This is a genomic window from Micrococcus sp. iso_239, from assembly GCF_056173395.1.
In genome coordinates this window covers 1,712,861-1,725,715 of sequence record NZ_CM149672.1, presented here as the reverse complement: position 1 = coordinate 1,725,715, position 12,855 = coordinate 1,712,861, and the positions used below count along the sequence as shown (strand labels likewise).

Sequence of the window (12,855 nt, the reverse complement as noted above, 5' to 3'; positions counted from 1 at the left end):
CACATGAGTCTCACCCCCGTGTCCCTGCCCGACCTCGCCGATCCGGACCTCGACGTCGCGGCGCTCACTGCCACCCTGCTGGACGTGCGCTCTGTCTCAGGGGAGGAGGGGCCGCTGGCCGACGCCGTCGAGCATGCCCTGCGCGCCCTCGGCGGCCTCGAGGTGCGGCGGTTCGGGGACGCCGTCGTCGCCCGCACCGCTCTGGGGCGGCCGACCCGCGTGATCCTCGCCGGGCACCTGGACACGGTGCCCCTGCCCACCGTGCCGGGCTCGCGCGGGACCGTGCCCTCGGCGTGGGACGGGGACGTGCTGTACGGCCGCGGGGCCGTGGACATGAAGTCCGGCGTCGCCGTGCAGCTGGCCCTGGCCGGCCGCTTCGGCCGCGCGGACGGCCCGACCCCCGTGCACGACGTCACGTGGGTGTTCTACGACCACGAAGAGGTCTCCTCGGACCTCTCGGGCCTCGCCCGCGTGGCCCGCCAGGCCCCCGAGCTGCTGGAGGGCGACTTCGCGGTGCTGCTCGAGCCGACCGACGGCGTCGTGGAGGGCGGCTGCAACGGCACGTGCCGGTACCGCGTCACCTTCTCCGGTGTCGCGGCGCACTCGGGCCGCGCCTGGCGCGGCGACAACGCGATCCACAAGCTGGCCCCCGTGCTCACCGCCCTGGCGGCGTACGAGCCGGCCACGGTCACGGTGGAGGGCCTGGAGTACCGCGAGGGGCTGCACGCGATCCGCGTGGCCGGCGGCGTCGCGGGCAACGTCATCCCGGACGAGGCGTCCGTGGAACTGAACTACCGGTTCGCTCCGGACAAGACCCTCGAGCAGGCCCACGCGCACGTGCGCGCGGTGCTGGAGGGGGCCGGCGTGGACTGGGACGCCCAAGTGCGGATCGACGACGCCTCGCCCGCCGCCCGCCCCGGTCTGGACCGACCGGCCGCCGCCGCGTTCGTCGCCGCCGTCGGGGGAGAGCCCCAGCCCAAGTACGGGTGGACGGACGTGGCCCGGTTCTCCCAGCTGGGCGTGCCCGCGGTCAACTTCGGCCCCGGAGACGCCCTGCTGGCCCACACGGACGACGAGCACGTGTCCCGCGAGGCGGTCCACGCGTGCCTCGCGGCGCTCACGGCCTGGCTGGCCGGCTGACCCGACGACGTCGGCCGGTGCCAGCCGCCCGACCCGCGGGCCCGCCTCGCCCGCCGCCCGGTCAGCCCGCTGTGTCCGTGGGCGCCCCGACGCGCGGGGTCGTGGGGGCGCTGGCGTCGCCGGCCGTCCGCGACGACAGCCGCCGCGAGAGCCGGGTGGCCGCCCAGGTGAGGAGGGAGTTGATCACGATGAAGATCATCGCGGCCACCACGAGGGACTGCAGGATGTTGCCGTTGCCGGAGCCGAGCTGGCGGGCGTAATGCAGGAGTTCGAAGAAGCCGATGAGGTAGCCCAGCGCCGAGTCCTTGAGGATCACCACGAACTGGCTCAGCAGCGACGGCAGCATGGCGATGAGGGCCTGAGGCACCTCCACGAGCCGCAGGGACTGGGTGCTCGTCATGCCCACCGCCGCGGCCGCCTCGCGCTGGCCGCGCGGCAGCGAGCGCACCCCGGAGCGCACCAGCTCCGCGATCACAGACCCGTTGTACAGGGTCAGCGCCGCGATCACCGCGTAGTACGGGCCGTCCTGGGGCTGGATCGCCCCGGAGCGCGCGACCTGTGCGAACAGCTGGTAGAAGAACACCATCATCACGAGCACCGGCACGGCCCGGAAGAACTCCACGACGACGGCGGCCAGCCAGCGCACCGGGCCGACCGGGGCCAGCCGCAGGAAGCCGAACACCAGGCCGAACACCACGGAGGAGACCACGGCGATGCCCGCGGCCTGCAGGGTGAACTGCAGGCCCGGCAGGTAGTAGTTCCGCCACGCGTCGCCGTCGACGGCGGCCAGCCAGCGGCGGCCGGAGAGCTGGCCGGTGGCGTTCATCTGGATCAGCACGAGCACCGCCACGGCCAGCACCGCGGCGAGGGCGACGAGGTTGGCGAGGAGGATCCTCCGGCGGGCGATGGGACCCGGGGCGTCGAAGAGGACGGAGGCCTGGGCGCTCATCGGGCCACCGCCCATTTCTCCGAGGCCCACGTGGTCAGCAGGCCGATGGGGATGACGATCAGGCAGAAGCCGATCGCGAAGGTCAGGAAGATCGCCACCATCACGTCCGGGCTGAACTCGATCATGCGCTTCATCAGGCCCGAGGCCTCCGCCACCGACGCCGCAGCGGCGACGGTGGTGTTCTTGGTCAGCGCGATCACGGTGTTGCCCAGCGGGGTGATGGCCCCGCGCAGCGCCTGGGGCAGGATCACGTGGCGGGCCGCAGGCAGGAAGCCCAGGCCGATGGAGCGGGCGGCCTCGGCCTGCCCGAGGGGGACGGTGTTGACGCCGGAGCGGATCGCCTCGCACATGAACGCCGCGTGGTAGAGCGAGAGGGCGATCACGGCGTAGATGAAGAAGTTCAGCGTGAAGTCGGACGAGAAGCTGATCTTCAGCTGCCCCCAGACGGCGAGCACGCCGAGCAGCATGATGATCGTCAGCGGGGTGTTGCGGACCACGTTGACGTAGCCGGTGCCGAGGGCGCGCAGCGAGGGGACGGGCGAGATGCGGAACAGGGCGAGCACCACGCCGAGGGCGAACGAGCCGAGGGTCGCGAGGAACGCGAGCCTGATGTTCGTCCAGAACGCGAGCGGGATGTCCGCGCCGTAGTCCGCGAGGAGCGAGGAGATCGATTCCATGACTTCTCCGAGGGTCGGGACGGGGCTGACGGGCAGGGGAGCCGCCGGGCGGGCCGAGGGTGACCGTTCAGGTCACGTCCCCGGCCCGACCGGCGGCGGAGGTCGTCAGGCGCAGGGCTCGAACTCGGCGTCCTTGCCGGAGTTCAGCGTCTCGTCGTAGGTGTAGCCCGTGCCCTCGGTGTTGGACTCGAGGGCCTTCTTCCACTCGCCGGAGTCCTTCATCTCCTTGATGGCCTCGTTGATGTCCTCGCAGTGCTCCGAGTCCTTCGGCAGGCCGACGCCGTAGCGTTCCGTGGTGAAGGTGTTGCCGACGACCTTGAACTTGCCCTTGTTGGCGTCGGCGGCGGCCAAGCCCGCGAGGATGATGTCGTCCGTGGTCACGGCGTCCACCTGGCCGGACTCGAGGTAGGTCACGCATTCGGCGTAGCCGCCCTGCTCCACCAGGTTCACGCCGGAGGCGAACTGGTCCTTGATCTTCTGAGCCGAGGTGGAGCCGGTGACGGAGCAGAGGTTCTTCCCGTCGAGGGACTCGGGGCCGGTGATCGCGGTGTCGTCCGCGCGGACCAGCAGGTCCTGGCCGGCCACGAAGTACGGGCCCGCGAAGTCGACGCGCTCCTTGCGGGCGTCCGTGATGGAGTACGTCGCGAAGATCATGTCGACCTCGCCGTTCTCCAGGGCGTTCTCCCGGTTCGCGGACGGGGTCTGGACCCACTCGATGTCCTTCTCGGCCACGCCGAGCTTGCCCGCCACGTAGCGGGCCACGTCCGTGTCGAAGCCGGTGGGCTGGGCCGAGCCCTCGCGGTAGCCCAGGCCCGGCTGGTCGAACTTGATGCCGATGCGCAGGCTCTCGCCGGAGCCGGACGACGTCGACTCGCCGGCCGAGGACGAGCCGGCGGCGTCGCCACCGCCGCCCTGCGACGAGGAGGGGGAGCAGGCGGTGAGGGACAGGGCGGCCGCGGCCGTGACGGCGGACAGGGTCAGGAGCTTCGTGCGGAGCATGGTGCTCTCCTCTGGTTCGGTGCGGTGGGGTGCGACGGGGGACGGGGTCAGTGCGCGAGGATCTTGCCCAGGAAGTCCTGGGCGCGCTCGTGCTGGGGGTTCGTGAAGAAGGTGTCGGGGTCGGTGTCCTCGAGGATGGCGCCGTCGGCCATGAAGACCACGCGGTCCCCGGCCTTGCGGGCGAAGCCCATCTCATGGGTGACCACGACCATGGTCATCCCGCCCTCGGCGAGCTGGACCATGACGTCGAGGACCTCCTGCACCATCTCAGGGTCGAGGGCGGAGGTCGGCTCGTCGAAGAGCAGGGCCTTCGGCTCCATCGCCAGGGCGCGGGCTATGGCCACGCGCTGCTGCTGCCCGCCGGAGAGCTGGGCCGGCATCTTCCTCGCCTGCTGGGCCACGCCCACGCGCTCGAGCAGCTCCATGGCGTGCCGCTCGGCGTCCGCCCGACGCTTGCCCTTGACCTTGATGGGCCCGAGGGTCACGTTCTCCAGGATCGACTTGTGCGCGAAGAGGTTGAAGGACTGGAAGACCATGCCGATCTCGGCGCGCAGCTGGGCGAGCTGCCTGCCCTCGGTGGGGAGCGGCCGCCCGTCGACCAGGATGCGGCCGCCGTCGTCGTCGATGGTCTCGAGCCGGTTGATCGTGCGGCACAGCGTCGACTTGCCGGAGCCGGACGGGCCGAGGACGATCGCCACCTGGCCGCGCGGGATCCGCAGGTCGATCTGTCGGAGGGCGTGGAAGTCGCCGAAGTGCTTGTTGACGCCCTCGAGGACGATCAGGTCATCGCCCGCGGCACCGCGACGGCGCCGCACACCGGCCTCGTCGGGGAGGTGGGCGCCGTGGGGCTGCTCAGGCGTGATCTGCGTCATGCCAATGGAATATAGCGCACGCCACACCCGGCGGGGTGCGCCGTGCGACGCCGGCCCTGGCGGCCCGCCGGCTCGTTAGGCTGACGCCATGGCCCCACATGAGCACCCCTCGGGCGGCGACGTCGCCGCCGCGCCCCAGCGCGTCCGCCGCGGCGGGCAGGTCCTGCGCGGGGAGGCGGCGCACACCCCCACGTTCGACCAGCTCCTCCTCGACGGCCGGCGGCCCGGCGACGCGGCACGCCCCGCCGCCGACGTCACCTCGACGACGTCCGAGGCCTGGCGTGTCCTGCGCATCCAGGCGGAGTTCGTGGAGGGCTTCGGCACCCTCGCGAGGCTGGGTCCCGCGGTCTCCGTGTTCGGCTCGGCGCGCACGCCCGAGGGCAGCGCCGAGTACGCCCTGGCCCACGAGGTCGGGAGCCGCTTGGCCCAGGCCGGGTACACGGTCATCACCGGCGGGGGGCCCGGCACCATGGCGGCCGCCAACCGGGGCGCCCACGAGGCCGGTGGAGAGTCCGTGGGCCTGGGCATCGAGCTGCCGTTCGAGACCGGCCTGAACCCCTGGGTGCACGTGGGCGTGGACTTCCGCTACTTCTTCGTCCGTAAGGTCATGTTCCTCAAGTACGCGCAGGGGTTCATCGTGCTGCCCGGCGGCCTCGGCACCCTGGACGAGCTCTTCGAGGCCCTCACCCTCGTGCAGACCGGCACCGTCACCCGCTTCCCCGTGGTCCTCGTGGACCGCGGCTTCTGGAGCCCGCTTGTGGACTGGATCCGCGGCACGCTCGTGGAGCGCGGCATGATCTCGCCCGAGGACCCGGACCTGTTCCACCTCGTGGACACGGCCGAGGAGGCCGTCGCGTGCGTGCTCCGCTCGGCGGGGAGGGCCGACGCGTGAGCGGGCCGCAGTGGATCGTCCTGGTGGCCGTGCTCGTCGTCGTGCTGGCGGCCCTGGCCGCCGCCCTCGCGGGCCGGCTCACGCTCCGGGCCGACGACCCGGCCGGGCGGACGCCGGGGCACCCCGTGCTGCTGCCGGAGCGGCCGCGCGCGGCGGATGTCGACCTGCTGCGGTTGGCCGTCGCGGTGCCCGGCTACCAGCGGGACCAGGTGGACGCCGTCCTGCTGCGGCTGCGGGACGCCCTGGCGCAGCGCGAGGACGAGGTGACCGCCCTGCGGGCCCGGGTGGCCGAGCTCGAGGCCGCCGACCCGTCCCGGAGCGATCCGGCGGGGCGTGCCTGAGTCGCGGGCCGGGCTCGGTGCGGGCCATCGTTTGGCGCGAGCACGCGGAATCCGCGATAATGGTGATGTGACCGGCCTCGCGCACGCTCGCGTGCGGGGGCGCCGGAGGCGTCCGGACAGTGCCCGCTCCCGCGGTCACCGGACGCCGTGACGGGAACATCATCCAGAAGGGAAGTCGCAATGGCCGCCATGAAGCCCCGCACCGGGGACGGTCCCATGGAAGTGACCAAGGAGGGGCGCAGCCTGATCATGCGCGTGCCGATCGACGGCGGCGGCCGTCTCGTGCTGGAGATCAACGCGGACGAGGCCCGCGAGCTCAAGGAGTGCCTCGAGGGCGTCATCCAGGCCTGAGCCCTGACCCCTTCGACGCGGACGCCCCGCGCACCGTCACGGTGCGCGGGGCGTCCGCATCCGCGTCCCCGCCGCGGATCAGCGGCGCACCGCGATCAGCACGCCCGTGCCGGAGGGGACGACGGCGGACAGCCAGTGCTCGTCCTCCCGGATGAGGCGGTCCACCGCCCGGGCGGACACGGTGGACTCGTCGCGCACGGCGGGCCGGGGAACGCGGTCGCCGTCGAGGGCGTCCACCACGACGAGCACGCCGCCGGGGGCGAGCATGCGCGCGGCCTGCTCGACGTCGAACTGACGTGCGGCCGGGTCCCCGTCCACCAGGACCATCTCATAGGCGCCGCTCGTGAGCCGGGGGAGGACGAGCCGGGAGCGCCCCGTGATCATGCGGGTGCGGCTCGTGGGCAGGCGGGCCTCCGAGAACGCCTCGCGGGCCGCGCGCTGTGCCTCCGCGTCCGGGTCCACGGTGGTGAGGACCGTGCGCTCGGGCAGACCGCGCATCAGGGCGAGACCCGAGACGCCGGCGCCCGTGCCCACCTCCACGACCGCCGCGGGGGCACGCGTGGCCGCCAGCACCGTCAACAGGGCCGCCGTCCCCTCACTCACCGGCGGCACCTCCAGCTCGGCGGCGCGCTCGCGGGCGCGCAGGACGACGTCGTCTTCGGTGGCCCGGCTCTCCGACCAGGCCCAGGACGCGTGCTTGTCGGTGGGCTGGGGCTGCAGGGCGCTCATGGGTGACTCCGGGACGACGACGGCGGGACCTCGCCCGCGGCACGGGCGACGCGGGCCAGTGTACGGGTCGGCACGCGGCCGCGACCCAGAGTTCTCCCAGGAGGCGGGCCGATGATGGGAGATGGCACGAACCGGCTCCCGCCATGTGGGAGGCCGTTCGCCGGGCCGAGGACGCGAGGACCGAGGAGGTGGCCGCATGGGACGTCGACACACCCAGCGCCACATGGACGCCTACCTCGAGGGCGCCCTCCCCGCCGCGTCCCGGGCGCGCATCGCCCGCCACCTGGACCGCTGCCCCGAGTGCCGCGCCACGGTCCAGGCCCGGGCCCGCGTGCTCGACGCCGCCCGCACGGTGCACCAGCGTCCGGCGGGCGCCGTCGTCGCCCCGGTGCTGCGCGCCCGCGGCGTCTCCGGCCGCCTCGTGGTGGGGCTGCTCACCTTCGTCGTCCTGCTCGGCGGGCTGTTCACCGCGGTCTGGGTGGCCGGCGCGCCCCGCGCCACGGCCGTGCGCACGGCCCCGACCCCGACGGACACCGTCGCCCTGCCGGCAGCCGGGACCGCGTCGACGGACCGGCGCGGAACCGTCGCGGAGCTGCGGGGTCAGGGCTGGACGGTGCCCTCCCTCGTGGGGGCCGGCCTGGAGCCGCTCACCGTGGACACCGCCCAGACGGCCGAGGACGTGGAGGTCGTCGTCGGCTGGGGTCGGGACGAGCCGACCGTGACCGTCCGCGAGTGCCGACCCCGGATCGTGGGAGCCGCCCCGGAGGGCTGTGCCTCGACCGCGCCCCTGAGCACGGGGGCGCAGGAGCGTCGACTGGCCGGCGGCGGCGTCTACCGGATCGTCCCGGCGGGGGGCGAGGACGGCTGGACGGCCGAGCTGACCACGCCGCAGGCCGCCTACCGCGTGGAGGCCACCCTGCCGGACGAGCGCGCGGACGCGGTCCTCACCCACCTGCTGGTCTCCGAGCGGGCACGGGTGCTCGAGCTGGGCGGCGGAGACGCCGTCGAGGAGCGCCTCGAGCGAGGCCTCGAACGCATCGCGGACGCCGTGCCGCGCCCCCGCGGCTGAGCCGCCCCGCCCCCGCGGCTCCGGGCTGTGGGGCGGTGCCGCTCTAGTAGAGTTCGGAGGGTGTTAGGTATCAACGGCAGCGAGTTCATCATCTTGGCGGTGCTCGCGATCGTCATCCTCGGGCCGGAGAAGCTCCCCGAGTACACGCGCGCCTTCACCGACTGGCTGCGCGTCATGCGCGACAAGGCCGAGGGTGCCAAGGCGCAGTTCAAGGAGGAGACCGGCACGGACTTCGACGAGGTGGACTGGCGCAAGTACGACCCCCGCCAGTACGACCCGCGCCGCATCATCCGCGACGCGCTCCGCGAGCCCGCCGACGGCTCGTCCACGCCCGCGTCCCGGGCGGCGCAGGCGACGGGCATCAGCGCCGAGGACGTGCACGGCGGCCTCACCCACCAGGACCTGGCGGACATGGATCCGCGCACGCTCTTCCGCCGCCCCGCCGGGGGCGGCAGCACCGCCGCCGCGGAGTCCGTCGCCGCCGCACAGACTCGGTCCACCGCGCCCGCCGCGGGGGCGGCCGCCGTGGGCGGTGCCGCCGCAGCCCTGATGGCCTCCGGCCGCGCCGAGGCCCTCGCAGAGGAGCGTCCTGCCGCCGTCGAGACCGAACCGGACCCCCTCGAGCTGCTCGGGCTGGCGCCCGCCCCCTTCGACGTCGACGCGACCTGACGCCGTCGCGCGCGTCGGGTGCCCCGGCCGGGGCGCCGGCACCCGAGGTCAGCGAGGGGTGAACGGCAGGGGTCGCCCGGCCAGCCCGCGCGGTCGCACGGCCACCCGCTGCGCGATCTGCGTCAGCGCCCGGCCCGCGGGGCTCTCCGGCGCGGACACCACCACGGGTTCGCCGGCGTCGCCGCCCGCGCGCAGCGCCGGGTCCAGGGGAACGGTGCCCAGCAGCGGCACCTGCGTGTCCAGCACCCCGGACAGCCGCTCCGCCACCTCGGCGCCGCCGCCGGTCCCGAACACATCCAGGACGGTGCCGTCTGGCAGGGTCATCGGCCCCATGTTCTCCACGACGCCGGCCACGGTCTGGCCCGTCTGCTCCGCCAGCTGACCGGCGCGCGCGGCCACCTGCGCGGCGGCGTGCTGCGGCGTGGTCACCACGAGCAGCTCCGAGGCGGGCAGCAGCTGCGCCGTCGAGATCGCGATGTCCCCGGTGCCCGGGGGCAGGTCCACGAGCAGGACGTCCAGGTCGCCCCAGTGCACATCCGTGACGAACTGCTCGAGCGCGCGGTGCAGCATCGGCCCGCGCCAGGCCACCGGTCGGTCCGCGTCGAGGAACATGCCGATCGAGATGACCTTCACGTCCCGCACCACGGGGGGCAGGATCATCCGGTCCAGCTTCGTCGGGGTGCCGGTCACGCCCAGGAGCCCGGGGATGGAGTAGCCGTGCACGTCCGCGTCGATCAGGCCGACGGCGAGCCCGCGCGCGGCGAGCGCGACCGCGAGGTTGGCCGTGACCGAGGACTTGCCCACGCCGCCCTTGCCCGAGGCCACCGCGAGGACGCGCGTGAGCGTCCCCTCCCCGAACGGGTTCGTCGGCCGAGTCGCGCGCAGGGCGTCCTGCAGCGCCAGGCGGCGCTCGGGCTCCATGACCCCGACGCGAACGTCCACGGATTCACAGCCGGGCACGACGGCGACGGCGGCGGCCACGTCCGTCTGGATCGTCCCGCGCAGGGGGCACGCGGCGATCGTGAGCAGGACCGCGACCTCGACGACGCCCGGGGCGGTCTCCACGACCGACTCCACCATGCCGAGGTCGGTGATCGGGCGGCGGATCTCGGGGTCCTGGACCGTGGCGAGCCGTTCCAGCACCCGGCGCTCGAGGTCGGTGCGGACCTCGGGCACGGGCAGGCCCAGGGCGCTCATCGGCCGCCCCCGTCCACCGGGCCCGCACCGTCGGCGGTACCGGCCGCCGGACCGGACCCCCCGGCCTCGCGGGCCTCCTGGGCCGCGAGGGTGGCGAGCGTGGTGGTCGTGGGCTCGGCGCCGGCGTCGCCGCGCCGCGCATCCCGGCCGCGGCCCTTGGTCTTCTTGTTCTTGCGGGGCTGGGCCTCGGCGCCCGGGAGGCCGGCGCGCAGCTCCTCCCGGATCTCCTCCCGGATCTCCTCCCGGATCTCCTCCCGCAGCTCGGCGCGCAGCGCCTCGCGGAGGTCGTCCCTGAGGTCGTCCTGGACGCCGCGCAGCTCGCCGCGCACGAAGTCGCGCGTGGCGACCTCCTGGACGGCCAGCCGCAGACCGGCGATCTCGCGGGTGAGGAACTCGGTGTCGGCGAGGTTGCGCTCGGCGCGGTCACGGTCCTCGCGCAGCGCGACTTTGTCCCGGTCGTCCTGGCGGTTCTGCGCCAGCAGGAGCAGGGGTGCGGCGTAGGACGCCTGGAGGGAGAGCATGAGCGTGAGCGCGGTGAAGCCGAGCTCGGCGGAGTCGAACCGCCACTCCATCGGGCCGAACGTGTTCCAGCCCAGCCAGGCGGCGCAGAACAGCGTCATCCAGACGAGGAACTGCGGGGTGCCCATGAAGCGGGCGATGCCCTCGGTGGCCTCGCCGAAGGCGTCCGGGTTCGGGGCCAGCCGGGGCACGCGGCGCCCGCTGGCGCTCAGCGGGGTGTCCAGGCCGGTGCCGCGGCCCGGGCGCAGGTCTCGCGCGGTCTGGGTCATGCTCACACCTCCGGTGTCGTGCGGCGGCGGGCCGCGGGGTCAGGTTGCGGGGCGGGTCTCGGCGTCGTCGAGGTCCATGGCCCGCCAGTCGTCGGGCAGGATGTGGTCGAGCAGGTCGTCCACGCTCACAGCCCCGACGACGCGGTCCTGCTCGTTCACCACGGGGATGCACGTGAGGTTGTAGGTCGCGAGCTCGCGGGTCACGTGGGCGATGGGGGCGAGGTCCGAGACGGCCTCGAGATCCTTGTCCATGATGTTGCCGATCGCCTCCGGCGGCGGGTACCGCAGCAGGCGCTGGAAGTGGACGACGCCGAGGAACCGGCCCGTCGGCGTCTCCAACGGCGGCCGGGCCACGATCACGAGCGAGGCCAGCGCGGGGGAGATCTCCTGCTGTCGGATGGTCGCCATGGCCTCGGCCACGGTGGCCTCCGGGGGGAGGATGACCGGCACGGGGGTCATGAGCGAGCCCGCCGTGCCCTCCTCGTACTCGAGCAGGCGCCGGACGTCCTCGGCGTCCTCCGGCTCCATGCGTTCGAGCAGCAGCTCCTGCTGGGAGTCGGGCAGCTCGTGGAGCAGGTCCGCCGCGTCGTCCGGGTCCATCTCCTCCAGGACGTCGGCGGCGCGGTCGATGTCCAGCTGGGAGAGGATCTGCACCTGGTCGTCGTCGGGCAGCTCCTGGAGCACGTCCGCGAGGCGTTCGTCCTGCAGCTCGCTGGCGACCTCGACGCGGCGCTTCTCCGACATGTCGTGGAGCATGTCCGCCAGGTCGGCGGGCTTGAGGTCCTCGTGCGCGGCGAGGAAGCTCGTGGCCCCCTGCGGGTCGGCCTGCGCCGTCCAGCGGGCCTCGTCCCAGTTCAGCAGGAGGTGCTCGCCCCGCTGGGCGCGGCCGAAGGGGCCGCGGCCGACGATGCGGCGCACGTACAGGTCCGAGACCAGCCAGTCGCCGTTGCGCTGCTGCTCCAGCCCGATGTCCTCCAGGAAGGCCTCGCCCGACCCGTCGGAGAGGCGCACCTTCCGGTCGAAGAGGTCGGCGGCCACCATCTGCTCGGCGCCACGGCGGGAGAACCGGCGCAGGTTGATCAGCCCGGTCGTGATGATCCGGCCCGAGTCCATGGACGTCACCCGCGTCATCGGGACGAAGACGCGCTTCTTGCCGGGGACCTCGATCACGAGGCCGGTGGCGAACGGGGCTGCGGCGGGGCCGCGGTCCAGCACGACGACGTCGCGCAGCCGTCCCAGGCGGTCGCCGAGGGGGTCGAAGACGTCCAGGCCCAGCAGGCGGGCCACGAAGATCTTGGGGGAGCTCACCGACCCAGCCTACGGCGTGCCGGACCGCGGCTCCGTGTCCGCGTACGGCGGACCGCCGCCCGCCCGGGCGCCGGGCCGGGCACAATGGGTCCATGTCGTTCATGATGTCCAACCCTCAGCCCGGCGCCGAGCAGGGCCTGCCCCGCGGAGAGCTGCTGGCCACCTACGCCACCTACGCGCAGGCGCGCGAGCAGGTGGACCGCCTCGCCGCCACGGACTTCCCCGTGAGCGCCGTGTCGATCGTGGGCAAGGACCTGCGGGTCGTGGAGCGGGTGCGCGGCCGGCTGAACTACGCCCAGGTGGCGTTGTCCGCGGGAGTGCGCGGCGTGTTCTTCGGTGGACTGATCGGCGTGTTCCTCTACCTGCTGGCCCCCGAGGCCGGCCCGGGGCAGATCCTCACCTCCATGCTGCTGGGCCTGGCGGTGTGGCTGATCTTCGGCGTGATCGGCTTCGCGATGCGTCGGGGCCAGCACGGCTTCGCGTCCTCGCAGGCCGTCGTGCCGACGGCCTTCGACCTCGTGGTCGCGTTCGACCACGCCGCCCGCGCCCGCCAGGAGCTGGGCCTGGGCGGTGCCGCGGCCCCGACGCCGCAGCCGGCCCCGCAGCCGGCGCCCGCCCCCGCCGCGGAGGAGGCCGGGGGCGGGTCCGTGCAGGCCACCCCGGCCGCCGCGCCGTCGTCGGGCGGGTCCCACGCGGCGCCGGCCCCCGGCGGGCCCGAGGCGTCGGCCCGGCCCACTCCGGAGGCGGACACCGCGCCCACCGGCCTGGACCGCTCCTACGGCGTGACCCTGCCCCCGGAGGAGGTCGCCAAGCTCATCGAGGCGCGCGGCGGCCACCCGCCCCGGCCCCAGGACGAACCGCGCGGCTGAGCCCC

15 protein-coding genes are annotated in these 12,855 nt (G+C 74.0%); 7 read left to right on the top strand and 8 right to left on the bottom strand.

Annotated features, from left to right (window positions below; genetic code table 11):
- Positions 1 to 3 precede the first annotated feature (3 nt).
- A complete protein-coding gene (gene dapE, locus AC0VX2_RS07960) occupies positions 4 to 1,140 on the top strand; it encodes a succinyl-diaminopimelate desuccinylase (protein WP_036316472.1) in 1,137 nt (378 codons plus the stop codon).
- Positions 1,141 to 1,201: 61 nt separating this feature from the next.
- On the opposite strand, the gene AC0VX2_RS07955 is transcribed toward dapE, so the two are convergent.
- The 4 genes from AC0VX2_RS07955 to AC0VX2_RS07940 all read right to left on the bottom strand — a co-directional run bounded on the left by AC0VX2_RS07955 (position 1,202) and on the right by AC0VX2_RS07940 (position 4,547).
- Positions 1,202 to 2,089 (bottom strand): amino acid ABC transporter permease, encoded by an 888-nt coding sequence (locus tag AC0VX2_RS07955; RefSeq protein ID WP_102708450.1) that lies wholly within the window; start codon positions 2,087 to 2,089, stop codon positions 1,202 to 1,204.
- Positions 2,086 to 2,766: an amino acid ABC transporter permease gene (locus AC0VX2_RS07950; RefSeq protein ID WP_036339190.1), complete on the bottom strand. Its 681-nt coding sequence runs from the start codon at positions 2,764 to 2,766 to the stop codon at positions 2,086 to 2,088. Before AC0VX2_RS07950 ends, AC0VX2_RS07955 begins: the two co-directional genes overlap by 4 nt.
- A gap of 105 nt (positions 2,767 to 2,871) precedes the next feature.
- Positions 2,872 to 3,765 (bottom strand): glutamate ABC transporter substrate-binding protein, encoded by an 894-nt coding sequence (locus AC0VX2_RS07945; RefSeq protein WP_036339193.1) that lies wholly within the window; start codon positions 3,763 to 3,765, stop codon positions 2,872 to 2,874.
- A gap of 47 nt (positions 3,766 to 3,812) precedes the next feature.
- On the bottom strand, positions 3,813 to 4,547 hold the full coding sequence (locus AC0VX2_RS07940) for an amino acid ABC transporter ATP-binding protein (protein ID WP_475432825.1): 735 nt from the start codon (positions 4,545 to 4,547) through the stop codon (positions 3,813 to 3,815).
- Positions 4,548 to 4,725: 178 nt separating this feature from the next.
- Here AC0VX2_RS07940 and AC0VX2_RS07935 point away from each other — a divergent pair, with 178 nt between their 5' ends.
- The 3 genes from AC0VX2_RS07935 (at position 4,726) to AC0VX2_RS07925 (ending at position 6,221) form a co-directional block, all read left to right on the top strand.
- Positions 4,726 to 5,529, top strand: a complete 804-nt coding sequence (locus AC0VX2_RS07935) for an LOG family protein (RefSeq protein ID WP_036339200.1) — start codon at positions 4,726 to 4,728, stop codon at positions 5,527 to 5,529.
- On the top strand, positions 5,526 to 5,870 hold the full coding sequence (locus AC0VX2_RS07930) for a hypothetical protein (RefSeq protein ID WP_036339289.1): 345 nt from the start codon (positions 5,526 to 5,528) through the stop codon (positions 5,868 to 5,870). Before AC0VX2_RS07935 ends, AC0VX2_RS07930 begins: the two co-directional genes overlap by 4 nt.
- Before the next feature lie 180 nt (positions 5,871 to 6,050).
- On the top strand, positions 6,051 to 6,221 hold the full coding sequence (locus tag AC0VX2_RS07925) for a DUF3117 domain-containing protein (protein WP_002855133.1): 171 nt from the start codon (positions 6,051 to 6,053) through the stop codon (positions 6,219 to 6,221).
- Between the two features lie 78 nt (positions 6,222 to 6,299).
- On the opposite strand, the gene AC0VX2_RS07920 is transcribed toward AC0VX2_RS07925, so the two are convergent.
- Positions 6,300 to 6,950, bottom strand: a complete 651-nt coding sequence (locus AC0VX2_RS07920; protein WP_036339203.1) for an O-methyltransferase — start codon at positions 6,948 to 6,950, stop codon at positions 6,300 to 6,302.
- 196 nt (positions 6,951 to 7,146) lie between these two features.
- Here AC0VX2_RS07920 and AC0VX2_RS07915 point away from each other — a divergent pair, with 196 nt between their 5' ends.
- Together AC0VX2_RS07915 and AC0VX2_RS07910 are read left to right on the top strand one after the other, a co-directional pair.
- Positions 7,147 to 8,019, top strand: coding sequence for a zf-HC2 domain-containing protein (locus tag AC0VX2_RS07915; RefSeq protein WP_036316484.1), 873 nt, complete (start codon positions 7,147 to 7,149; stop codon positions 8,017 to 8,019).
- 60 nt (positions 8,020 to 8,079) lie between these two features.
- Complete coding sequence (locus AC0VX2_RS07910) at positions 8,080 to 8,688, top strand: twin-arginine translocase TatA/TatE family subunit (protein WP_036316486.1); 609 nt, start codon at positions 8,080 to 8,082, stop codon at positions 8,686 to 8,688.
- A gap of 48 nt (positions 8,689 to 8,736) precedes the next feature.
- On the opposite strand, the gene AC0VX2_RS07905 is transcribed toward AC0VX2_RS07910, so the two are convergent.
- The 3 genes from AC0VX2_RS07905 to AC0VX2_RS07895 are packed head-to-tail and all read right to left on the bottom strand — an operon-like array spanning position 8,737 to position 11,981.
- Positions 8,737 to 9,885, bottom strand: coding sequence for an Mrp/NBP35 family ATP-binding protein (locus AC0VX2_RS07905; protein WP_036339206.1), 1,149 nt, complete (start codon positions 9,883 to 9,885; stop codon positions 8,737 to 8,739).
- A complete protein-coding gene (locus AC0VX2_RS07900; RefSeq protein WP_036339209.1) occupies positions 9,882 to 10,673 on the bottom strand; it encodes a DUF1003 domain-containing protein in 792 nt (263 codons plus the stop codon). The genes AC0VX2_RS07905 and AC0VX2_RS07900 overlap by 4 nt, the downstream gene beginning before the upstream one ends.
- A gap of 39 nt (positions 10,674 to 10,712) precedes the next feature.
- The gene (locus tag AC0VX2_RS07895; RefSeq protein WP_036316492.1) at positions 10,713 to 11,981 is read right to left on the bottom strand and encodes a magnesium transporter MgtE N-terminal domain-containing protein; all 1,269 of its coding nucleotides are present in this window, start codon (positions 11,979 to 11,981) and stop codon (positions 10,713 to 10,715) included.
- Positions 11,982 to 12,073: 92 nt separating this feature from the next.
- Between AC0VX2_RS07895 and AC0VX2_RS07890 the strand changes: the two genes are divergently transcribed.
- The gene (locus AC0VX2_RS07890) at positions 12,074 to 12,850 is read left to right on the top strand and encodes a YflT domain-containing protein (RefSeq protein ID WP_119217190.1); all 777 of its coding nucleotides are present in this window, start codon (positions 12,074 to 12,076) and stop codon (positions 12,848 to 12,850) included.
- Positions 12,851 to 12,855: the final 5 nt, after the last annotated feature.